We start from the raw sequence: 22843 nt of genomic DNA, 5'->3' as shown, positions 1-22843 counted from the left end.
CTTACTCAAGTTTTCTGCTTTTTTAGCAGACAAGAAATTTCTGAAACCTGATTTCTCAAAGCTCTCATTTCTTCTTTAAGTGGCCGGATATGTTCTTCATATATTAATTCAGGTTTCTTTATTTCGCTTTTTGGGAAGGACTTTTTAAAATTGTTGCTCGTTTGTAATATTTCATTGAAACCAGACTCTAGCACCTCACATATTTGCATGAGATGATCTACTGATAAGTCTGATTTTCCATTCTCAATTCTATTCAATTTACTCTGGCTGATTCCAATTGAATCTGCTAAAAATTGTTGGCTATATCCTCGTATTGTTCTAATTTTCCTGATGTTATCTCCTATTGACACAAGGCTTCGGGTTTTGGTTTTTATTTGTATATGAATAAGGTTATGCAAATATGAATAATTTACCTGGTTTTTTTATGGTTATTGCGGGATGTTTAACAATTAAAAATTAAAATTATGAAAAAAGTTAATTTAGAAACTTTAGAACAAATTAATGGGGGATTGGTAATGGATCCTGGCCTCACTACCTGCAATATCTTATGGGGACTAGCTATGACAGCTAGTGACTCTATTAGTAGAGAAACATATGTGGGAGCATATGTAAGTGCGGGGTGTGTATCATAACAATTTAGTCTTAATTAAACACGGGAATTGTTTGAATTCCCATGTTTTTCAAATCCAGGAAAATGAAAAAAACAACTTTGTTAATTACCCTTCTAATATTCTTCATTCCACTCATGTCAAAAAGTCAAGACTCTTTAAATATTGAAATTAGAAATAAAAAGTTAAAAGAATTTATCTCTATCAATAATATAACAAAAATTGTATATGCATCTAATAATCATGTTGTAACTAACGATTTTCAAGAAAAAATATATCAGGACACGATTATTTATAATATAAGCGACAGTTCTTATTTAAGGCAAATCACGTATAGTAGCGGTGTTATATTGAATGAAAAATTTCAAAATAATATATATGAAACTGGATTTAACGGCCAGCTAGTGAGGCAGGATGATATACCAATTACCTTTGAAAATGAAAATTTTCTTCTTGAAAAATTATTTCTCGTGGAGTTGAATGATAGCTGCCAAATAAGACAAAATGAATTAATTACAAGCTGCGAATGCATATATAATAATACTTCTGTAAAGTACATTTTTAATTCAGAATTTAATATGACATCTATGCAAACTGACTATTTTACAGCAGATATGATGGATTCTAAAATAGAATTCAAAAACTATAAAAAAGTGGACGGGTACCCATCTATTAAATATCCTAAAAACATAGTTTTAACCTCTGGTTATTTGACAAATCAAATAAGTGATATTTCTATCAGTTTTATAAAAAAGGCATCTAAAAGTTACAATAACTAGGTGAAGAAGTCCTTTCTTTTTGTCTTATTTGTCTTAGTTTCTATTTTTTAATTTTTTTTGTTTTATCTCCGGTAATTAAAGATAATGAAGGCATCTTAAGCTTATTCTTAAGAAGAACTAATAAAAAATGTTTAATACTAATAAATTATATCTCTATATATTTCTAGTTCTCGCAGCCAGTCTCCTCAGTTATATTCTCCAAAATCACATAATTAAAGAAAATCTGATTATTGAATATTTTCAAGAGCAAATGGGTTACGAACGAATTTTGAGAATGATTGAGACGAGAAAAGAGTGGGCTTGGTTAAATTACTTATTTCTTCCTATAATCTATTTGATAAAATTTTCACTTATCAGCTTTTGGATTTTATGCGGAACTATCCTTTTTGGATACAAAGTCACTTTTAAATCGATTTTCAAAGTAATTATTGGAGCAGAATTTGTTTGGCTTTTGCCTTCTCTACTATTAATCATTTGGTTTGGTATATTTGACACCAATTATTCTTTTAATGATATTCAATATTTTGCCCCGCTTTCACTTCTTAGCTTATTTGAAGCCACTACAATAGAATCATGGCTAATTTTTCCTTTAAAATCCCTCAATCTTTTTGAGGCACTTTATTTATTGATTTTGGCATTGGGCATCAAGAAAATACTGAAGATGGATTATGATTCCGCATTGAGTTTCACACTACCTGTGTATGGTTCGGCTCTCATTGTTTGGATACTTTTCATTACTTTCTTATCAATTAACTTAGGAGGATAGCTAATGAAAAAGAAATTATTAATCGTATTCGGAGTACTGATTATAGGACTCTTGTCATGGATGGGCTATTCCAGTATAAAAAAACTAGATCAAAAAGCTGAATCAGAAAAAATTGTCCAACGCCTTAGCTCGTTTGCTACAAAATTGAAGCTGGAGAACATCAATACCGGCCAATCCACAATTTTTATTTATTTTAATAGTGATTGCCATTTCTGTCAGTGGGAAATGAAGGAGATCCAAAAGAACATTGAAAAGTTTGAAGACTATCAATTAATGCTGGCTTCCTTTGAACCTAAATCAGAAGCCATTAGATTCTTAAATGAGCATAATTTATCAGCTTATTATGTAGAGGCTCATCCCGATTTACTCACTTCAACCATTATGGGAGGTGTGCCTCAAACTTTTATCTATAAAAATGGTGAATTGGAAAAGCATTTTAAAGGGGAAGTAAAAATAGAAGCTATTTTACAAGTTTTAAGGTGATTGTCCTTCACTTTAACTTTTCCAAATTTTTAAACTTTGACGATGTTATTTAATTAGATCAACCCTTTTCTTACATGATCAAAGAATTCAAAAAGTATTTCATTCAACAACATGGCCAGTCGGATTGTGGACCGGCTTGCCTGGCTTCCATTATTAAATACCATGGCGGGGAACATTCACTGGACGAGCTAAGAAGAATTACCGGAACAACCCAAACAGGCACTAAATTATTAGGCTTATTCCAGGGAGCAAAAGATTTAGGTTTTGAGGTAGAAGGACTTGAAGCAGAGAATATAGAAAATCTGAAAGAATTAGATGAGCCAGCCATTTTGCATGTGGTGCTTGAAAACAGGATGCAGCATTATGTGATCTTCTATGGGTTCCAGGGAGACAAATTAATGATGAGTGATCCTGGCAGGGGAGTGGAATTATGGAGCAAAGAAAAACTGGCAGGCGTTTGGCAATCAAAAACATTGTTGAAATTAACTCCTAACGCAGGCTTTGCAAAGGAAAATGCAAAGAGTAGAAGATATGAGAATCTTCTTAGCTGGGTAAAAGAAGATTTAAATATTTTATTGGCCGCATTGTTTTTAGGCATCATCATTGCCATTTTTTCCTTAGCGACTGCCATCTTCAGTCAAAAACTGATAGATGTTATTTTACCCACAAAAGAAATTGATAAGCTAATTATAGGATTGGTACTCTTTGGCTGTATACTGTTAATTAAGATGGGTTTAAGTTATGTAAGGTCAACTTTCCTGATTACACAAAGCAAGGATTTTAATAACCGGATGATCAGTTCATTTTTTGAATCTCTCTTACGCATTCCTAAACCTTTTTTCGATTCAAAAAAAACTGGTGATATGGTTGCCAGGATGAATGATACAAGACGCATCCAAACTTCTATCAGCAACCTAATTGGAAACTTGCTTATTGAGTTTTTGGTAATAATCATTTCCTTAATTGGCGTGTTTGTTTATTCATGGCAGGTAGGTATAGTGGTTTCTATTTTCATCCCTATTTATGCTCTTATTTTATGGCGTTTGAACAAGCCAATCGTTAATGCACAAAAGGATGTAATGAGTGCTTATGCATTAAATGAAGGCAATTATATTGATGTGATAACGGGGATTTCCGAAGTAAAGAGCACTGGAACTATCAATCTTTTCCACAGAACGACAACATTTTTATATAAAACCTTTCAGGAACAGGTTTTTAAATTGGGTAAAATTCAGGTAAAGTTCGGATTATTGACTGAGTTAGCGGGCATTTTATTAATAATAGCTGTAATTTCAATAGCCTCTTTTTTAGTATTGCAGGGGAATCTTTTATTAGGCTCTTTGGTGGCCTTATTGTCTCTTTCAGGTTCTATTGGTCCCTCTCTTACCCGAATAGCCCTTTTTAATATTCAATTCCAGGAAGCCAAAGTAGCTTTTAACAGGATGGAAGAATTTACAGGAATAAAAACGGAAGAGGTAGAAGGCACTAAATTGAATGCTGATTCTATTGAAACTTTAGCTTTTGACAAAGTGAGTTTTCATTACCCAGGCTCTTTAAACTTGCTGAAACAAATTAACCTTCAAATAAAAAAAAGCAAAATTGTCACCTTATTGGGAGAAAGCGGGGCAGGCAAAAGTACCATTTTGCAAATCATGCAAAGATTTTATACACCTTCAGAAGGAGAGGTAAAAATTAATACACAATCTATACAGGATCTAAATTTAAGTGAATACAGGAAAAATATTGGCGTGGTGCCTCAGGATATTAAAATCTTCAATAATTATTTACTTTTTAATATTGCTTTAACTGACGATCCGAAAAAATTGGAGGAAGTTCTCCCATGGTGCAAAGCCAATGGGTTCGATCAATTCTTTAACAAATTCCCTCAGGGCTACATGACATTACTTGGTGAAGAAGGCTCTAACATTTCCGGAGGGCAGAAACAACTAGTAGGTCTGGCAAGGGCTCTTTATCGTAATCCTGAAGTGCTGTTAATTGATGAAGGAACTTCTGCAATGGATAGGAATACCGAGCAATTTATCTTGAATTTATTGGATAAATTAAAATCAGAAAAGGCCATTATGATAGTAAGCCATAGAATGAAAGTGGCTTCTTTTTCAGACTATATTTATATCCTGGAAAAAGGAAAAATTACAGCAGAAGGTTCTCCTAAAGATTTATTGGGAAAAGATAATTTTTATAGCCGTGCAATTACTGAATTAAATCAGGGGGTGGATTTAAATTCATAATAATTAAGTAGTCAATAGTATAAGGTTTTTCCGAAAACACTCAATATTCCATTTCAAATATATTACTTTAAGGTTGTAAACTGATCAAACTATTGAATGAAACAAAAAGTAGCTTTGGTTTTAGGTAGTGGGGGTGCCAGGGGTGTAGCCCACATTGGTGTTATTGAGGCATTATTGGAAAATAATTTTGAAATCACTTCAATTGCAGGATCCAGTATGGGTGCTGTAGTAGGCGGGATTTTCGCGGCAGGCAAGCTGGACCTTTATAAGGAATGGGTTACCAACTTCGATAAAATCGATGTATTTAAGTTGCTGGATTTTACCTTTAGTCTACAGGGATTTGTACGGGGAGAGCGTGTGTTTAGAGAAATGAGCAAAATTCTTGGAGACATACAAATAGAAGAAATGAATATTCCTTTTTCTGCTGTGGCTTCAAATATCAGAACGCAGAAAGAGGTTATTTACAATAAAGGCAACTTAATGGATGCTTTAAGGGCATCATGTGCCATTCCTACTGTAATGAAACCTGTATATTTAAAAGGAGAAGAAATTGTAGATGGAGGCGTTTTAAATCCGATCCCCATTAATTTTGTAAGCAGAACCAATGGAGATATACTGGTAGCGGTAGATGTAAACTCTAACATTCCTTTTATTCCCCCAACTCCTGTAACAGCAGTGGAAGTACAGGAGAACCAGAAATATAATCAGTTTCTGGAAGAATTTAAGCTGAAAATGAAAAATATGTGGCCTTATCCCACAAAAGACCCTTCACCTACAGGACGTAACAATGTTAAAAAGTTCGGGTATTTTGACTTACTGAACCGCTCTATCGATTTGATGCAACAGCGTATCACAACGCTCCAGATGGAGAAACAGCAGCCTGAAATGGTGGTGCGTGTATCAAGAGAAAGTTGCGGGACCTTTGAATTCTATAAAAGTAAATCATTGGTAGAGGCTGGGAAAAATGCTTTTGAATCAGCTTTTAAAGACTATCAATATGCATTGGAAAACAATCAATAAACTTATTGGAAACATAGACCTTTATTGGTTGGATTTTATATTAAAAGGAAACCTTGAGGACGATGCGAAAATATTGGATGCCGGATGTGGAGAAGGGCGCAATCTCTTCTACTGTATGCAAACTGGTTATGATGTTTTTGGAGTTGATCAAAACCCGGAAGCTATTATGTTTTTAAAACTAATGGCTAAACAATTCAATGTAACAGATATCGATGCCCGCTTTCAGGTGATGGATTTGGCCAAACTTCGTTTCCCGGACGAAAGCTTTGATGTAATCATTAATTCGGCAGTTCTACACTTTGCTGAAAGTCAAACTCATTTCATGCAAATGCTTAGTGAATGCGTAAGGGTGTTAAAGCCTGACGGAAAGTTGTTTATGAGGACAATGGCCGATAAAGGACTAGATAATTCAGGCGAGAATAACATTGCTGATAATAAAAAGAGGTTTCTTCTGAATGAAAACCTTTTACAACATTTCTACAATATTTACGGATTGGAATTTTTGGAAATACCAAAATATGTGGTCGTTGGAAATGTAAGAACTATGGGAACCTTCGCATTTAAAAAAATAAAAAATGGATAATGCTTAAATTTATTACATTTTATTTCCCTCTTTCTCAGAACCTTAAATCAATCTGGGCTCTTTTAATTGCTTTTTATAGGTGCAAATATTCCTAAAAAGCACATTCATGAATTAGTAGATATTCAATAACAAATCCTTTAATATCAATATATAAGTATATTTACTTTATAAACAGATGTTAAAGTTCTCCATTAAAGATATTGTTCTCGGGAAAAACGTGCATATCCCTGCTGAAAGTGATTATCGTAAGTCATTATTGGTGGGAGTAAGTTGCATAATCCTTGTATTCGTCAGTACCGTTAATGGCTTGCTCAATATTATTTTCTGGGATATTTCACTCACTTCTTCTTTTATGGTGGGAATTCTTGGGGGAACCTTGGGTTTTACTTTGAACCGCTTCAGGAAATTTGAATTGGCCAAGCATACTTTACTATTGATTGCGCTTTTCTTTGTTTTCATTTTCATGAGCAACGAGGGCAAATACTATGGATCTCAATTATACCTTTTCACCATTTTAGTAGCTTCAATTTCCCTTTTTGGTTACAAAAGAGTAAAAGTTTGGCTTTTTTATGCTGTTCTGGCCTTTTTGTGTTTTGCTATTAGTGAATTCACCAATTATAAACTAATAGTGGTTGATGCTATCAATGAAGCAAAAGAAGATAAGATATATTTTCTGAACTATTTTTTCACTTTTGTCAGCTTGATTATCATCATTTATTTTCAAGTGAAATTGCAGTATAAATCTGAGCAAAAGCTAATCAAAAAAGACTTGCAATTAAAAGAAAGTGAAGAGCGTTTCCGACTCGCTGTGGAAGGGACCAATGCCGGCATATGGGATTGGGAAAATATTAATAAAGATCAACAGTGGTGGTCGCCCAAGTTATATGAATTATTGGGCTATAAACCTGAAGAAATTGAGCCTAACAAAATGGCATTCAAGAACCTTCTGGCACAAAAAGAAGACTTCCCCAGATTGGTGAATGATTTTAAAAAACATTTTAGAAATAAAGAACCTTTCTCGGTAGAGTATCGGTTTAAGTGCAAAGATGGTACTTATAAGTGGTTCCACGGCTCCGGACAGGCTAAATGGACCGATGATATGCAGCCAATAAGAATGGTGGGATCTTTAGTAGATATCACTGAAAAGAAAATAAAAGAAGAAGAGATTCAGGAGAAGAATTCTTTATTGGAGAAGTCAAATGCTGAATTGGATAGATTTGTCTATAGTGTTTCTCATGATTTGCGTGCACCATTGAACTCTATTCAAGGCTTAATAAATATTAGTGACACCACTGACGATACCAAGGAGTTGAAGCAGTTGATGAGCATGATGAAGAACAGGGTCAAGAAGCTCTATTCCTTTATAGATGAGATCATCAACTTTGCCAGGAATTCCCGCACTGAAATAGTAAAAGAACCTATTGATTTAATTAGCCTGACTACTGAGGTTTTTGAGAATGCGCAGTACCGTGAGCAGGCAGCTGCAATAGATTTCAGGCTTTTGGTTAGTGAAAATTTAATTGTACATACTGATCAAGGTCGGTTGAGCATCGTTTTGAACAACTTGATAGATAACGCTATTAAATACCACAGGCACTCACAGCCGGGCAAATTTGTAGCAATTAAATCAATTGAAGAAACCAATTCAGTCATCATTCAGGTAATAGATAATGGGCAGGGAATTCCACTCCAGGCACAGGATAAAATATTTGATATGTTTTACAGGGCTTCCGACAATTCTAAAGGTTCAGGGTTGGGGCTTTACATTGTAAAAGAGATGATTGAAAGAATTGGAGGCGAAATTTACTTAAAATCCGAACCCGGAGAGGGCACTACTTTTTCAATAAAATTACCAAAAGAGTAATTTCCTGCGCAAATTTTAAACTTTCTCTTCTTATCACTTAATGATTTAATATATCTTTGCCCTATGGCAAAAAATGAAAAGATTCCCGAGAACACTCTATTTAAAGATATTGTATCACATGCTAAGGAATACGGCTTTGTATTTCAGTCAAGCGAGATTTATGACGGATTACAGGCGGTTTACGATTATGGCCCATTTGGATCAGAACTAAAGAAAAATATCAAAGAGTTGTGGTGGAATACTATGACCCGTTTCAATGATGATATTGTTGGTCTGGACTCCGCTATTTTTATGCATCCTGATACATGGAAAGCATCCGGGCACATTGATAGTTTTAATGATCCAATGATCGACAATAAAGATTCCAAAAAGAGATATCGTGCCGATGTGCTTCTGGAAGAAAAGGCTGCTTTATATGAAAAAGCTGGTGATCTGGAAAAATCTGCTGCCTTGTTAAAAAAAATGGGACAACTTTTGGAGGCGGAAGATTTAAATGCCGTGAGAGAGTTAATTGTAGCCGAGGAAATTGTATGTCCGGTATCAGGGACAGCTAATTGGACAGAAGTGCGTCAGTTTAACCTCATGTTCTCTACTCAAATAGGAAGCCTTGCAGAAGACTCCAATAAAGTCTATTTACGTCCGGAAACAGCCCAGGGTATATTTGTCAATTTTCTTAACGTACAGAAATCCGCCAGGATGAAAATACCTTTTGGAATTGCTCAAATTGGTAAAGCCTTCAGAAATGAGATTGTCGCTCGTCAATTTATTTTCAGGATGAGGGAGTTCGAGCAAATGGAAATGCAATTTTTTGTGAGACCGGGAGAAGAATTGGAATGGTATGCCAAATGGAGGGATATGCGTATGCAGTGGCATAAAGCTTTGGGGATTCCTGAAAACAAACTAAGGTTTCATGATCATGATAAATTAGCTCATTATGCCAATGCAGCAGTCGATGTGGAATTTGAGTTTCCTTTTGGATTTAAGGAGGTAGAAGGAATTCATAGCCGGACGGATTTTGACCTTAGAAGCCACCAGGAAGTCTCTAAAAAGAAAATTCAATATTTCGATCCTGAAGTTAATAAGAACTATATCCCCTATGTAGTAGAAACCTCTGTAGGTTGTGATCGATTGTTCCTTATGCTTCTATGTAATGCTTACACTGAGGAAACCAGTGGCGAAGAAGAGAATCAAAAGACAAGAATCTATTTGAAATTCCACCCGGCACTAGCCCCTGTGAAAGCTGCAATCTTGCCATTGACAAAAAAGGATGGCTTACCAGAGAAAGGGCAGGAAATATATAAGAAGTTAAAAAGAAACTTTAATGTAATTTACGAAGAGGCTGCCTCAATTGGTAAAAGATACACCAGGCAGGACTTAATTGGTACGCCCTATTGTATTGCAATCGATCATCAAACCCTGGAGGATAACACTGTGACTATTCGTCATCGTGATTCTACTTCACAGGAGCGGATTAATGCGGATGCTCTGGAGGAATTTTTGCATAAGGAATGTTCATTTAATCAGATTTTTGATCAGCTAGATTAAGATACTAATAGTTAAGAGCTATTGCTTTTATCTATAATGTAATATATATTATTGATTATGCTAATTGAAACTATGTATTAATTTTGGGGTTAAATACTGTAAAGAAAACTTATTGAAATGATAGAATTAACAGAAGATAACTTAAAGGACATTGTGGATAACAATGAAATGGTAATGGTTCAATATGGTGCTACCTGGTGTGGCAACTGTAAAATTACTAAGCCAAAATTCAGGAGATTGGGAGACGAGAATGAAAACATTAAATTTGTGTATGTAGATGCTGAAAAATTACCTAATTCCAGATCTTTGGCAGAAGTAAAAAACTTGCCAACTTTTGCCGGGTTCAAAAATGGAAAATTGATCAATTCAGTATCAGGAAATAAACCAAGTATTATAACAGATTTGCTAGATGAGGTTACCAATAATTAAACACATAGTAGAATTCATTGAAAAAAATGATGAAGATTGGGTAGTGGAATCCATGGAGCTTCTGGAAGATTTAATAGAAGCTAAAGGAATCAAGGACGAAGAACTGGATGTGATTGGAGAATTATTGTCTAATTTCTCCGGTGCTTTGGAAGTTCACAAGGATATTAAAAGCGGCACACCACAAAAAGAGGCTTTAAATGGATTTATGAAAAGAGTGACTGGATCAATTGATAAATAGATTTTTGATCTGATAAGTAATTAAAAGCATAGCCATACTTCTATTTGGCTATGCTTTTTTTGTAATATTTTTTGTCATTAATAACCTGAGTTCAATTATTTCATCAGGCTTAAGACTCCATAATCTCACATTTTAAGAGAATAAATTTTATTTTATCGATAAAAGTATTTGTTTTATATATTGAATAATAGATAGTTGGCATTCTAATTGTTGTATTATTTCAGGATCAAACAAATAATCAAGATGAAAAATCATTTACTTAGAGTTACCCTTAGTTTTTTAGTCATCAGCTTGGGTGGATTAAATATCGTAAGTGCTCAAATTTCAGGAGACACTTTTGCAAAGGCTTTGGAAACAAAGAAAGCTAACCTTACTTATATTTATTCGGAGGCACCAGGTTTTGCTGCTAATCAAAATGGAAAAGTTCAAGGTGTATGCGTAGATATTATGAACGATTTCGAGTTTTTCTTGCTGGATAAGTATGGGATTACTGTGAATTCCACTATGAATAAGCAACATGCTAATAATTTTACAGATTATCTCAATACGGTTAAAGCCTCTAAAAATGGAGTGTTTGGCCTCAGCAATACCACTATTACAGAGAAACGAAAGAAAGAATACTCTTTTAGCCCTCCTTATATTACAAATATAGCCATGATTTTGACCCACAAGGACGTGCCCACCCTGGAAAGCCTGGATAGGATAGCCGAAGTATTTGAGGGCAAAACAGCCCTTACAATAAAGGGCACGACAAATGAAGAGCAAATTTTAAAGATAAAAGCTAATTACATCCCAAACCTTAAAATTGAGTATGTAAATTACTTTGATGAGGCAATGGTAAAGATTGACAATAGTACTGATTATTTCACCAATGTGGACTTTACCTATTATTTAAGCGCCCTTAACAACAAAAAATCTATTAAAAGACATCCGGCTGGGGACCAAACAGCCGAAAAATTCGGAATTATTATGCCCAAAAATAGTGATTGGGTAAAGCCGTTTAATGAATTTTTAACTACTGCTTATGAAACTAGCTCAAGCTACAGAAAGATTATAGCTTTACATTTAGGGCCAAATGCATTAAAATTGCTGGATGCAGTAACTGCTAAATAGCACCATAAATAAATATTGGATTGTTAAAAAACCTGTAAATAAAAAAGCCACCCAATTGGGTGGCTTTTTACTTACCAAAACATCATCCATTCACTATGAATAAAACTATTACTATTAAAAGAGAATTTCCGGGTTTTTAGTTCCTAAAGTTTTATAAATATTTTACTTGATTCATCTTCCATTATAAAATCTGCATTCCTTATGGCTTTTGCATCAAAATTTTCCTCTGAAAAGCTGTGCAATAACGTGCCATCAACTGTATAAACTTTGATGGTTTTTTTAAGGTTGATTTCCTCAAAATATAAACCATTTAGCTCCATTGATTCGATCACTTCATTAATCAATTTGGCCTCTTTTTTTAATCCTTTGTCTTCGGCAAAAACCAAGCTAGTTGCTGCAAAAAAAATCGCTAAACTTAAAATACTCTTTTTCATATTATTTTGTATTAATTCCATTGACCATATTGACGCAACTGATTACATTAAAGTTGCATGCAAATTTAAAATAAAATTTTGTAGATGTAAGTTAGATGTAATAAATCTTACAAAAAACTACTTATTTGCCATTATTAAATTATTTACATATTTTTTTATAAAATATCATGAATTATAAAATATGGATTTTTACGTGGGCCCTAATCATAAATATGGCATATTTGCATTTGTGCAATTGCTTGTTTTGTGCTAAAAATGACAGGGATAAATTGAGGCTTTTTTGTGCTGTGGTAAAATAAATTTTCTTCCATATCAAAAATGTAAGTTATCTCGTAAAACAGAGTAAATATTAAATGAGTATTTTATGGAAGGAAATAAATCGTTCAGAATACCTCAATCTGATTATCCAAGAATAGTGATTATTGGTGGTGGTTTCGCAGGTGTCCAGATGGCTAAGAAATTTGCAAACAAAGCAGTACAGGTTATTCTTTTTGATCGACACAATTACCATACTTTCCAGCCCTTGCTTTATCAGGTAGCCACGGCCGGATTGGAGCCAGATGCCATTGCCGGTCCACTCAGAAAGCTATTGGATAATTCCAAAAATATCTTTTTCCGCATGGCTACTGTTTCTCAAATTTATCAGGATAGAAATACAGTTTTTACTGACAAGGGAACTATTGAATATGACCACTTAATTATAGCTTGCGGATCTAAGACAAATTTCTTTGGAAATTCCGATAAGTTTGAAAAAGCATTTCCTTTAAAACAAATTCCCCAGGCATTGGATTTGAGGAGTCACATCTTACAAAACCTTGAACAGGCCGTATTATCTTCCGATGAAGAAGAAATTTCCAAATTATTAAACATTGTCATTGTAGGAGGAGGCCCAACTGGTGTTGAAGTAGCCGGGGCATTTGGTGAATTGAAAAAACATGTGTTGCCTAATGATTATCCTGATCTGGATTTGAATCAGATGAATATTTATTTGGTGGAGGGCTTACCCAGGTTGTTAAGCGGCATGTCTGATTTTGCCAATGAGAAATCCCAAAAATATTTAAAGAAGTTTGATGTACATGTGATGCTTAAAACTATGGTAAAGAGTTTTGATGGAGATCGCGTAGTATTCGATAATGATGATACTCTGTCAACAAATACTTTGGTTTGGGCGGCCGGAGTAATGGGAAACGTCATTTTAGGACTACCTGAGGAGAGCGTGTTTAAAAGCAGGTATAAAGTGGACTCATTTAATAAAGTGTTAAATACAGATAATATTTATGCTGTAGGAGATATTGCCCATATGGAAACAGAGAAGTTTCCCAAAGGGCATCCTATGCTGGCCCCTGTAGCTATGCAGCAAGGAGAGAATTTAGCTAATAATCTATTAAATAGCTTTCAAAACAAACCATCTAAACCATTTAAGTATAAGGACAGGGGCAGCATGGCTACCATTGGAAGGAATAAGGCAGTAGTGGATTTGCCAAAGAATATGCATTTTGGAGGATTCTTCGCATGGTTTGTTTGGATGTTTGTGCATTTGGTTTCCATTATTGGCTTTAGAAGTAAACTTGTAGTGCTTACTAATTGGATTTGGAATTACTTTACATATGATAGAGGAACAAGATTAATCATCAGGCCTTTTTTACCTTCTCAATTAGGGAACCTTAAAAAACAAGAGCTCGGACAGAAGTGATTTGACAAGCGGTTTCTTAATCATTAAAAATACTGCTATTTTTCCGCTTTATAGTTGAGTCTTAAATTATTTAAGCTGACCGAATAGCATTAGATGAATAAAAAAGCACTTTATTGGACCCTGCAGATCGTTGGATGGACAGCTTATGGCTTGCTGAATATTTATTTGGCATTTTTGGGCGAGCGTCTTTCTACAGAACAGGCAATAGGTCAATTTACTCTTGTACCTTTTTACATCGGCATTACTCACCTCTACCGTAATTTTATTATTAGAAATGGATGGTTGCAGTTGATTATCCAAAAACTAGTACTGAGAGTAGTTGTGGCTTGTTTTATACTCAGTATCCTCAATTATGGGTTTCTTTTTGTTATTTCATCCATTTTAGGATTGCTTAACCCCGAATACGATTTAAACCCCATCGTAATTTTTCTAAGTATTCTGGCCAACCTGATATTGTATTTTTTGTGGTCCCTGGTGTATTTTATGTATCACTACGTAGAAAATTATAACAGGTCATTGAAATATAATGCGACCATGAATGAAATCGAACTCAATAATCTGAAGTCACAACTAAACCCCCATTTTATTTTCAATGCACTTAATAGTGTAAGGGCACTGGTAGATGAAGATCCGGGAAAGGCCAAAAATGCCATTACTCAATTGTCCAATATTTTGAGAAATTCTTTGATGTTGGATAAAAAAAGATTAATAAACTTTAATGACGAACTCAATACAGTAATTGATTTTTTGGCTCTTGAAAAAATCAGGTATGAGGAACGATTAACAACACAATTTACCATTCACCCGGAATCTTATAAGTATCAGATTCCACCCCTGATGCTGCAAACTTTAGTCGAAAATGGTATAAAACATGGAATCTCAAACCTAACCTCAGGTGGATTAATTTCGATAGAGACTGTGGTGGAACAAAATTATCTTATTATCTGTATCAGAAACTCGGGGCAGATTTCAATGGATAAAAGGCGTAATCGCAAAGGGTTTGGAATTGAAAACACTAAGCAAAGATTAAAATTAATTTTTGATAAAGCAGCTTCGTTTAGCATAAAGAATGAAACTGATAGTTTGGTTTTGACCACAGTTAAAATTCCCCAAATGAGTTATTGAATATTTTTATTTAATTAAATTTAAAATTCTTAAAATAACGGAAGAATGAGAGCATTAATAATTGATGATGAAAGACTGGCCAGAAAAGAGCTGACGAATTTGTTAGCTGAATTTAAGGACATCGAAATTGTTGGAGAGGCTGTGAATGCTGAAGAAGCCGAAAAATTAATTGATAAATTGCTTCCCGATTTAATATTTCTGGATATTCAAATGCCAGGGAAAACCGGATTTGAATTATTGGAAAGTCTGGAAAAGACTCCCAAAGTAATATTTACCACGGCATATGATGAGTATGCCCTTAAGGCATTTGAGTTCAATGCCCTTGATTATTTGTTGAAACCCATTGAGCCAAAGAGATTAAACGATTCTATTGAAAAAATCAGGCGTGAAGTGGTTTCAACCGAACACGTGAAGAGTAATAAGTCGCCCCTGACTGTGAATGATCAGGTTTTTGTGAAGGATGGAGATAATTGTTGGTTTGTCAGATTGAAGGATGTGAGACTTTTTGAATCTGACGGAAATTATATAAAAGTGTATTTTGATAAGTACAAGCCTATGATTCACAAGTCGCTTAATGCGTTGGATGAAAAATTGGATGACAAATCTTTTTTCAGGGTTAGCAGAAAGCATATCATCAACCTGGATTGGGTGGAGGGAATAGAAACATGGTTTAATGGTGGATTAATGGTAAAGCTAAAAGGAGGGGAAAAGGTAGAGGTAAGTCGCAGACAAGCCACTAAATTTAAAGATTTGATGAGCCTTTAATTGACCAGGAAAAGATCAGAGGCTAGTTTATCAGCCAGTAATTTTCCTTTTCGGGTCAAGCAAATGCGGTGGTTTTCCAGTATACACAAGTCATTATTCAGCCATTGGCTAATTATTTTATTCTGTTCGTTCATTAATTCATAACCGTATTTTTCTGAAAGGAATGAAAGGTTACAGCCATCAGAGGTTCTTAAAGAAGTCATTAGGTATTCATTGATTTGGTCATTTCTGGACAATTGTTCTTTTTCAAAAGGAAGAATATCTTGCTGAATAGCTTTAATATATTTTGTATTATTGGTGAGATTAAATTGGCGACTTTGTCCATTATATGAATGTGCACTTGGACCGAGTCCCAGGTAAGGCTTTTGTTGCCAATAAGAACTATTATGCTGTGATACAAAACTGGATTGTGCAAAATTTGATATTTCATAATGCTCATAGCCGGAGGACTGCAAAGCTTCAACTAGCTCTATAAATTGTTCAGCAGCATATTCCTCGGAAGCTTCTGATAGCTTGCCTTTCTTTTGCCAATTGCCAAAAACAGTGGCAGGCTCTATGGTAAGGCAATAGGACGAAATATGAGGTGGAAGAAATGACAATAGTGTTTTCAAATCATCTCGCCATTGGACATGAGTGCTTATAGGAATACCATAAATCAAATCTACACTGAAGTTTTTGAATTCACTTTCATTGATCCATTCTAAACAACGGAAGGCATGCTTGGCATTGTGGGCTCTGTTCATCCATTTTAGAATTTCAGCATTAAACGATTGAACCCCAACACTTAGCCTATTAATTCCATTCTGAAAAAGCATTTTTAATTGTTCAGGGGTTATATCATCCGGGTTGGCCTCTAAAGTGATTTCAGCAGAAGAGCTTACTTCCAGATATTGATTGAGGGTATTTAATATTTTCTGAAGTTGCAATTCGTTTAGTAAAGAAGGCGTGCCTCCTCCAAAATAAACTGAATGAATTCTTTCTTTCTTTAAATAATCTTTCTGAAGTTTAATTTCATGACATATAGCATTTACCATCTCATCTTTTAATGCCATATTGGTGGAAAAATGAAAATCGCAGTAAAAGCAAGCTTGCTTGCAAAATGGAATATGTATGTATATACCTGCCAAAATTAATACAAAGTTAAGCCGAATTTTATGGATTTGGGGGATGTTTTGTGCGGTTTATTTCTTTAGTACAAATGTAATAGCTCAGGATTTTGATTTTAAACGAACAATTTCTGAAAGTGAAAACGAAACTGGAATTTTTAAACCCAACAACACAATTGATTCCTTACAAAATTTGGGGTATTTGGCAGCTTCATATTATGTACGCGACACAAGCTCTTCCACCTTCTATTATTTCCAGTTGGGGAAAAGGTTTTTATGGGGGAGATTAACATTTTATCAAGAGGGGCAGCAGCTTGATTTATTCACTGAAGAAACACTGACAGGGAAGTATGCCAATAAAAGTGTACTGAAAAGAAAGCTGAACAAATATCTTAGGAAGGAAGCCCACAATAAAGGATACCCTTTTGCTGAAGCTGATTTACAAATAGATAGCATCAGCAATTACAAAGTATATGCTACTGTCAATATTTACCTGAAAAACAGAATAGTTTATGATTCTATTGAAGTAAAATCTGATAAGCCTCTTATTAATGAAAAGTACCTGCAAAATTATTTGAAAATCCAGGTTGGCTCACTTTTTAGTACCGAGGAATATCTGTCTATTCCTGAAAAATTAAATCAACTTCCATTTCTTGAATTAACAGAACCGCCTTTACTACAATTTAGTAATAGTAAGAGCCAGATTACTTTAAGTCTGTTATCAACATCAAAAAATCAATTAGATGCATTTATAGGGTTAGTTCCAGAGGGAGAAAAAACCAATGTAACAGGCCAGGTAGATGTTTCCTTTCAAAATTTATTTAAAAGGGCTATCATCTGGCAATTAAATTGGCAAAAGTATAGTGCTAATTCCCAATTTCTAAATACTTATCTGGCTCAGAAAGCAACATTTAAGACGCCACTTGGTTTGGAGGCACAATTTGGATTATTACAGGAAGACAGCACCTTCTTACAAAATTCTTACCGCATAGGCCTGTTTTACCCTTTCAAAAATTCCCTGACAATAGGTATGGGATATAAGGGTATTTCAAATAACATAATTAGAGAATTTGATTCCACAGAGATTAAACAGGCAGATGATCCTTTTCGAAGCAGTCAAATAAATTCTATAAGTTTTTCCATTAGTTGGAGAGAAAAACCTACTTACCCTATCTTGAAAAATGACTATTATATCATGACTATTAATGATTTGGGGCTCAAGAAACTTAAAAATCATTCTCAGATGCCCGAAGAATGGAGAGATGTGCCTGAGAAAAGTGGGAATTACAATGGATTGGTAGAGATTGGTGCGCAGCAAAAAGTAAAAAAAAGGTTTCTTTTGGAGGAAAGGCTGCAATTAGCAATAGTTGAAAACAAAGTCTTGTCAAGAAATGATTTACTCCGGTTGGGGGGCTTGCAGAATTTGAGAGGGTTTGATAGAAATTTTTTTTACGCTAGTAATTATGTTTTGTTAAATTTGAATTACAGATACTTTTTGGATAACAACTCCAGCTTTTTTTTACTTACAGATATAGCCAGACTACAAAATGCTATAGGAACAGTTTATGCTTTGGGAGCAGGTCTTGACATAAAGAGTAAAAATGGATGGTTTAGATTAATATATGCCGTAGGAGCAAATACAGATGAAAAGATAAATTTTTCCACAGCAAAAGTGCATTTCGGATATATAGCCTTATTTTAGCCAAAAATTCTGATCATTTTGAATCACCTCTCTATGTTACATGTGTTATTGATTTTTTTTAGTTGGACAGGCTTCAGTCAGAATCTTGAAAGCAGGCAAGCTGATGTAACGGATGAATCTGTTCAATACCATATTAATTGGTTGGAAAAGAAGCAGGCACAAGTAGAAGATAACCTTTTTTATATCAATATTACCAAATATGGTATCGATGAAGTATCTCTTTCCATCAGGTCAGATAGAGAGTTCTATCTTTACGATAGAGAAAAGCTTCTTCTAAAACCTGGGAGTAATTCAACCACATTGTTGGTGGATAGCCTAAAAGCAATATTAAGCACAGATATACTTAAGGTTTTAGTCAGTCCTAATACAAAAAATATTACTTATGGATTTTTCCGAAAGGTAGAGATCAAGAAAGCTATAAATTATTCTGTTATCCCCAGGCCTAATTTCAAAGAGGAAAAAAACCTTTTTGAAGGTACAGTTGTAGCTTTGTTAATTGTATTTTTTATTTTATTGGCTAGTTTTAAGGCAACATTTCCCAAAAGGTTTCAAGATGTGTTTTCCATCTCACGGAATTTTTCATTAAGGCCATATGATGGTGATAGCATGCGAATCAGGCTTTTTGAACAAGATGGCTTGTTCCTCGCATTAATTTACACCTTTGCAACTTCTATAGTCGTTTATTTGTATTTTTCCCCACAAGAAATGCAGCTATTTGCTGTTGATAATGGAGCTATAACCGGTTTTCTTCAAACCTGGTTGTTTGTTTTAGCTTTATTGGCTGCTAAAATCTTCATCATATTTGCAATGTCTTTTTTATATAAATCAAGTTTATTCAAATCCAGTCGTATGAATTCTTTCTTTATTAAGGAATTATTAAACCTTAGCACCTATTTTATTACACTGGTAATTGTTCTTACTACAATTTTGTACTTATATAATGGCTATTTACCGACATATTGGTGGGTTCTGGCGAAAAATATGGTGCTGGTTTTATATCTTTTTCGCATGATTTTGATGTATTTTAAAATATTAAAACTAAGTGGTTTTACTAATCTATATTTATTTTCTTACTTTTGCACGACAGAAATATTCCCATTTGTGATAGGACTTAAATATTTCTATTGATTCATTTTTTATTGTAGAACCAAAAATATGTCAATAACCACAAAGGATCGTTTTTATCCCGTAAAAAGTATTTTAGTTTCCCAGCCTAAACCGAATGATATTATTAATTCCCCTTATCACAAATTAGCTGATAAATACGGAATTAAAATTGATTTCAGGCAGTTTATAAAAGTGGACCCTATAAATGCAAAGGATTTTAGAAAGCAGAAGATAGATATACTCAAACATACTGCCATAATTTTCACCAGTAGAAACGCAGTAGATCATTTCTTTCAAATATGTAAGGATAGCAAAATAGAAATGCCACCGGAAATGAAATATTTTTGTATTTCTGAACAAACGGCCAATTATTTGCAAAAATACATTGTGGTGAGGAAGAGAAAAGTTTTTGTAGGAGAGAGAACCGCTCAGGATATTCTTGAAGTGATCAAAAAACATAAGAATGAGAAATACCTGTTTCCGTGTTCTAACATAAGAAAGGATGACATTCCTTCTTTCATGATTGATAATGGATATAACTTTACGGAAGCTATTATTTACGAAACAGTTGCAGCTGATTTATCTGATTTAGATAATGTTTCCTATGATATAGTTGCCTTTTTTAGTCCATCCGGGATCAATTCATTGTTTGTGAATTTCCCTGAATTTAAACAGAATAAAACACGTATTGCTGTTTTTGGCCCTACAACAGCTCAGGCTGCAAAGGAAGCAGGGCTTATACTGGATATTGAAGCCCCATTGCCTAATGCACCATCAATGACGGGGGCTCTGGAACTTTATATAAAAAAATGTAATGGTCTTAAATAACTGTGGGTAAGTATTTTAAATGCTTTATTTTATATAATTACTTTAAATATATTACATAATTACTTGAACAAAAGTATTTTTTATTATATTTATCCCTTAAAGTAACAAGTTAGCGTAATTAAAGGAGATAGATTTCCTCATAAAAGAGTATATTCATCCTTTGGTTTTTCGATAAAAATTGAACTTGTAGTTTGATTGCTTGAGTAAAAATAAAAAAATGAAGCATCTGATTTTAAAAATAATGTTTTTCAGTGTGTTATTTGCTGTAGGTTCGGCCAAAGCACAAAACACATCTTTTTCCCACTACATGTTTAATAACTTGTACAATAATCCAGCGTATTCTGGAGTGGAGGGTTATACCAAACTAACGGCTCTTCATAGGACACAGTGGTTAGGTTACAGTCCTACTGTTGGCCCCGGAGGGGCGCTGAATACTCAGCTGATATCAATTACTTCCCCAATCAACAGAATAAATAGTGGTTTCGGTTTTTTTATTGTAAATGATCAAATCCAGGCATCTAACTTTGTGCAGGTTCAAGCTTCGGGAGCCTATCATTTAGGTATTAAAGATTCTAAATTGAGTATTGGTTTTAGGGCAGGCGCTATTACTCAAACTGTTAATAAAGATATATATATAGCTATTAATCCGGATGACGAGGTTATAGAAAATATTGAGCCGACACAGGTTCGCCCGGATTTCTCATTAGGGCTACATTTTCAACATGAGAATTTTTATGTCGGAGCATCATTCAATCATATGATTGAGACTGAATTTGGTTTTGGCTCTGATCCTTACAGGAATCCTTATCCCAAAGATTTAATTCTTACAGGAGGATATACTTTTCCATTGACATATGATATTAGTGTAACTCCTAGCCTCTTGCTTAGGTCTACAGAGTTCACCTCCTATACATTCGATATCTCTACTATTGCTACATACAAAGATAAAATCTGGGGAGGTGTGTCTTTTAGGCAACAAGAATCTGCAATATTAATGTTAGGATATAGTTTCTTTAAAGAGAATACTTTAAGGTTTGGTTATGCGTTTGATTATACGGTCGTGGCTAGAGATGCAAAAGGTGCCACATCACATGAGGTGATGTTAAGTTACAGGTTGCCTGCAATATCTACATCGGGTAAAAAGGTAGTAAGAACGCCTCGATTCAGACATTAGTCGTAAATTGTTTGCTATATAAATCTTTTTTGTCAAGATTGTAGATAGATTTCTATATTTTCTTTAAAATACAATAAAACCTTACAAGAGAAGGTTTTAATAACAAGGTGTGAAACGTTAAATAAATAAATAACAATATATTAGCGTTTAGTTTGAAACAAATAGGTGTTATGAATAATAAAAGTGTTTTGAAAAATGTAAGCCTATCACTGGTGTTTGTAGCTTCATTATTTCTTCAAGGCTGTGGCCTTTTTGGTGGTGGAGCAGGTGATCAGGGCGAGTTAGTAGGTGTAGCAGGCCGGGAGGGCTGGTATATGGCAGTACCATACGGAATGGTATCTGTTCCTGCAGGTACTTTTCATATGGGTCAAGCCGATGAAGATGTTGCAGCCTCGCAAATTAATTTCAACAAACAAGTGACTATTGGTGGATTCTATATGGATGATACTGAAATCACTAATAATGAGTATCGACAATTCGTAGATAGAATGATGGAAGATTCTGCCTCAACATTAGGCAGAGACTATATCAAGACTGAATTGTATCCTGATACTACTGTTTGGATGAAAGATTTCACCCACCATATGGGAGATCCTATGCAGGAATATTATTATATACATCCTGCCTTTGATGATTATCCTGTTGTAGGAGTTGATTGGGAAGCAGCCAAAGAATTCTCTAAATGGAGGACTCAATATTTGAATGCTTACAGAGCATCTCTGGGGGAATTTCCTATGCCTGCATTTAGATTACCTTCAGAAGCAGAATGGGAATATGCAGCAAGAGGCGGACGAGATATGGCCAAGTACCCGTGGGGTAATCCATATATCAGAAACGCAAAAGGATGTATGTTGGCCAACTTTAAACCAGGCAGAGGTAATTATTTTGACGATGGTTTCGCTTACACAGCTCCGATTACATCATATTTCCCAAATGATTTCGGGTTATACGATATGTCAGGAAATGTATCGGAATGGTGTGAAGATGCTTTTAATCCTGCATCAGTTCCATTGGTATGGGATTTGAACCCAACATTCTTTGATGAAACAGAGCCCCGCAAAGTTGTGAGAGGTGGATCGTGGAAAGACATAGCCTTTTATTTGGAAACAGGTACCAGAGCCTATGAACACAAGGATTCAACAAGAGCTTACATTGGCTTTAGATGTGCTATGACTTATCTGGGCAGATCCGCAGGATCAGAATTTTAATTGACATTTTAAAAAATATTAACA

The 22843-nt window shown here is 34.5% G+C and carries 23 protein-coding genes; 20 read left to right on the top strand and 3 right to left on the bottom strand.

Annotated elements, in window-relative coordinates:
* Window positions 1-5 precede the first annotated feature (5 nt).
* A complete protein-coding gene (locus JKA74_RS12590; RefSeq protein WP_201431550.1) occupies window positions 6-350 on the bottom strand; it encodes a helix-turn-helix domain-containing protein in 345 nt (114 codons plus the stop codon).
* 114 nt (window positions 351-464) lie between these two features.
* On the opposite strand from JKA74_RS12590, the gene JKA74_RS12585 reads away from it, so the two are divergent.
* From JKA74_RS12585 to JKA74_RS12530, 12 genes are all read left to right on the top strand, one after another.
* Window positions 465-632, top strand: a complete 168-nt coding sequence (locus JKA74_RS12585; RefSeq protein ID WP_201431549.1) for a hypothetical protein — start codon at window positions 465-467, stop codon at window positions 630-632.
* 62 nt (window positions 633-694) lie between these two features.
* Window positions 695-1387: a hypothetical protein gene (locus JKA74_RS12580; protein ID WP_201431548.1), complete on the top strand. Its 693-nt coding sequence runs from the start codon at window positions 695-697 to the stop codon at window positions 1385-1387.
* 334 nt (window positions 1388-1721) lie between these two features.
* Entirely contained in the window at window positions 1722-2153 is a 432-nt protein-coding gene (locus JKA74_RS12575; RefSeq protein ID WP_201431547.1) for a hypothetical protein, read from the top strand.
* A 3-nt stretch (window positions 2154-2156) separates the two neighbouring features.
* Window positions 2157-2636: a TlpA family protein disulfide reductase gene (locus tag JKA74_RS12570; RefSeq protein ID WP_201431546.1), complete on the top strand. Its 480-nt coding sequence runs from the start codon at window positions 2157-2159 to the stop codon at window positions 2634-2636.
* Window positions 2637-2710: 74 nt separating this feature from the next.
* On the top strand, window positions 2711-4885 hold the full coding sequence (locus tag JKA74_RS12565; RefSeq protein WP_201431545.1) for a peptidase domain-containing ABC transporter: 2175 nt from the start codon (window positions 2711-2713) through the stop codon (window positions 4883-4885).
* A gap of 96 nt (window positions 4886-4981) precedes the next feature.
* Complete coding sequence (locus JKA74_RS12560) at window positions 4982-5905, top strand: patatin-like phospholipase family protein (RefSeq protein WP_201431544.1); 924 nt, start codon at window positions 4982-4984, stop codon at window positions 5903-5905.
* Window positions 5883-6488 (top strand): class I SAM-dependent methyltransferase, encoded by a 606-nt coding sequence (locus tag JKA74_RS12555; RefSeq protein WP_201431543.1) that lies wholly within the window; start codon window positions 5883-5885, stop codon window positions 6486-6488. The genes JKA74_RS12560 and JKA74_RS12555 overlap by 23 nt, the downstream gene beginning before the upstream one ends.
* A 175-nt stretch (window positions 6489-6663) precedes the next feature.
* The gene (locus tag JKA74_RS12550; protein ID WP_201431542.1) at window positions 6664-8352 is read left to right on the top strand and encodes a sensor histidine kinase; all 1689 of its coding nucleotides are present in this window, start codon (window positions 6664-6666) and stop codon (window positions 8350-8352) included.
* Window positions 8353-8415: 63 nt separating this feature from the next.
* Window positions 8416-9897 (top strand): glycine--tRNA ligase, encoded by a 1482-nt coding sequence (locus JKA74_RS12545; RefSeq protein ID WP_201431541.1) that lies wholly within the window; start codon window positions 8416-8418, stop codon window positions 9895-9897.
* Between the two features lie 117 nt (window positions 9898-10014).
* Window positions 10015-10326 carry a thioredoxin family protein gene (locus tag JKA74_RS12540; RefSeq protein WP_201431540.1) on the top strand — a complete coding sequence of 104 codons (312 nt, stop codon included), beginning with the start codon at window positions 10015-10017 and terminating at the stop codon, window positions 10324-10326.
* Window positions 10307-10564, top strand: a complete 258-nt coding sequence (locus JKA74_RS12535; RefSeq protein WP_201431539.1) for a DUF6952 family protein — start codon at window positions 10307-10309, stop codon at window positions 10562-10564. The genes JKA74_RS12540 and JKA74_RS12535 overlap by 20 nt, the downstream gene beginning before the upstream one ends.
* Window positions 10565-10807: 243 nt before the next feature.
* The gene (locus JKA74_RS12530; protein ID WP_201431538.1) at window positions 10808-11677 is read left to right on the top strand and encodes a substrate-binding periplasmic protein; all 870 of its coding nucleotides are present in this window, start codon (window positions 10808-10810) and stop codon (window positions 11675-11677) included.
* A gap of 143 nt (window positions 11678-11820) precedes the next feature.
* Here JKA74_RS12530 and JKA74_RS12525 read toward each other — a convergent pair whose 3' ends face one another.
* A complete protein-coding gene (locus tag JKA74_RS12525) occupies window positions 11821-12132 on the bottom strand; it encodes a hypothetical protein (protein WP_201431537.1) in 312 nt (103 codons plus the stop codon).
* Window positions 12133-12475: 343 nt separating this feature from the next.
* Here JKA74_RS12525 and JKA74_RS12520 point away from each other — a divergent pair, with 343 nt between their 5' ends.
* The 3 genes from JKA74_RS12520 to JKA74_RS12510 all read left to right on the top strand — a co-directional run bounded on the left by JKA74_RS12520 (window position 12476) and on the right by JKA74_RS12510 (window position 15694).
* Window positions 12476-13804 carry an NAD(P)/FAD-dependent oxidoreductase gene (locus tag JKA74_RS12520; protein WP_201431536.1) on the top strand — a complete coding sequence of 443 codons (1329 nt, stop codon included), beginning with the start codon at window positions 12476-12478 and terminating at the stop codon, window positions 13802-13804.
* 93 nt (window positions 13805-13897) lie between these two features.
* Window positions 13898-14929, top strand: a complete 1032-nt coding sequence (locus JKA74_RS12515) for a sensor histidine kinase (RefSeq protein WP_201431535.1) — start codon at window positions 13898-13900, stop codon at window positions 14927-14929.
* Between the two features lie 45 nt (window positions 14930-14974).
* On the top strand, window positions 14975-15694 hold the full coding sequence (locus JKA74_RS12510) for a LytR/AlgR family response regulator transcription factor (protein WP_201431534.1): 720 nt from the start codon (window positions 14975-14977) through the stop codon (window positions 15692-15694).
* On the opposite strand, the gene hemW is transcribed toward JKA74_RS12510, so the two are convergent.
* Entirely contained in the window at window positions 15691-16821 is a 1131-nt protein-coding gene (hemW, locus tag JKA74_RS12505) for a radical SAM family heme chaperone HemW (RefSeq protein ID WP_201431533.1), read from the bottom strand. The two genes, JKA74_RS12510 and hemW, sit on opposite strands and share 4 nt — an antisense overlap.
* Between hemW and JKA74_RS12500 the strand changes: the two genes are divergently transcribed.
* From JKA74_RS12500 to porK, 5 genes are all read left to right on the top strand, one after another.
* Window positions 16805-18502 (top strand): BamA/TamA family outer membrane protein, encoded by a 1698-nt coding sequence (locus tag JKA74_RS12500; RefSeq protein ID WP_201431532.1) that lies wholly within the window; start codon window positions 16805-16807, stop codon window positions 18500-18502. The two genes, hemW and JKA74_RS12500, sit on opposite strands and share 17 nt — an antisense overlap.
* A gap of 33 nt (window positions 18503-18535) precedes the next feature.
* Window positions 18536-19630, top strand: a complete 1095-nt coding sequence (locus tag JKA74_RS12495) for a DUF4271 domain-containing protein (RefSeq protein ID WP_201431531.1) — start codon at window positions 18536-18538, stop codon at window positions 19628-19630.
* 27 nt (window positions 19631-19657) lie between these two features.
* Window positions 19658-20437, top strand: a complete 780-nt coding sequence (locus tag JKA74_RS12490; RefSeq protein ID WP_201431530.1) for a uroporphyrinogen-III synthase — start codon at window positions 19658-19660, stop codon at window positions 20435-20437.
* Between the two features lie 217 nt (window positions 20438-20654).
* Entirely contained in the window at window positions 20655-21611 is a 957-nt protein-coding gene (locus JKA74_RS12485; RefSeq protein ID WP_201431529.1) for a PorP/SprF family type IX secretion system membrane protein, read from the top strand.
* A 170-nt stretch (window positions 21612-21781) separates the two neighbouring features.
* Window positions 21782-22819: a T9SS ring complex lipoprotein PorK/GldK gene (gene porK, locus JKA74_RS12480; protein ID WP_201431528.1), complete on the top strand. Its 1038-nt coding sequence runs from the start codon at window positions 21782-21784 to the stop codon at window positions 22817-22819.
* The last annotated feature ends 24 nt before the right edge of the window (window positions 22820-22843 follow it).

The sequence above is a fragment of the Marivirga aurantiaca genome (assembly GCF_016679925.1).
GTDB lineage: Bacteria > Bacteroidota > Bacteroidia > Cytophagales > Cyclobacteriaceae > Marivirga > Marivirga aurantiaca.
This window is presented reverse-complemented; position numbering and strand designations above follow the sequence as displayed.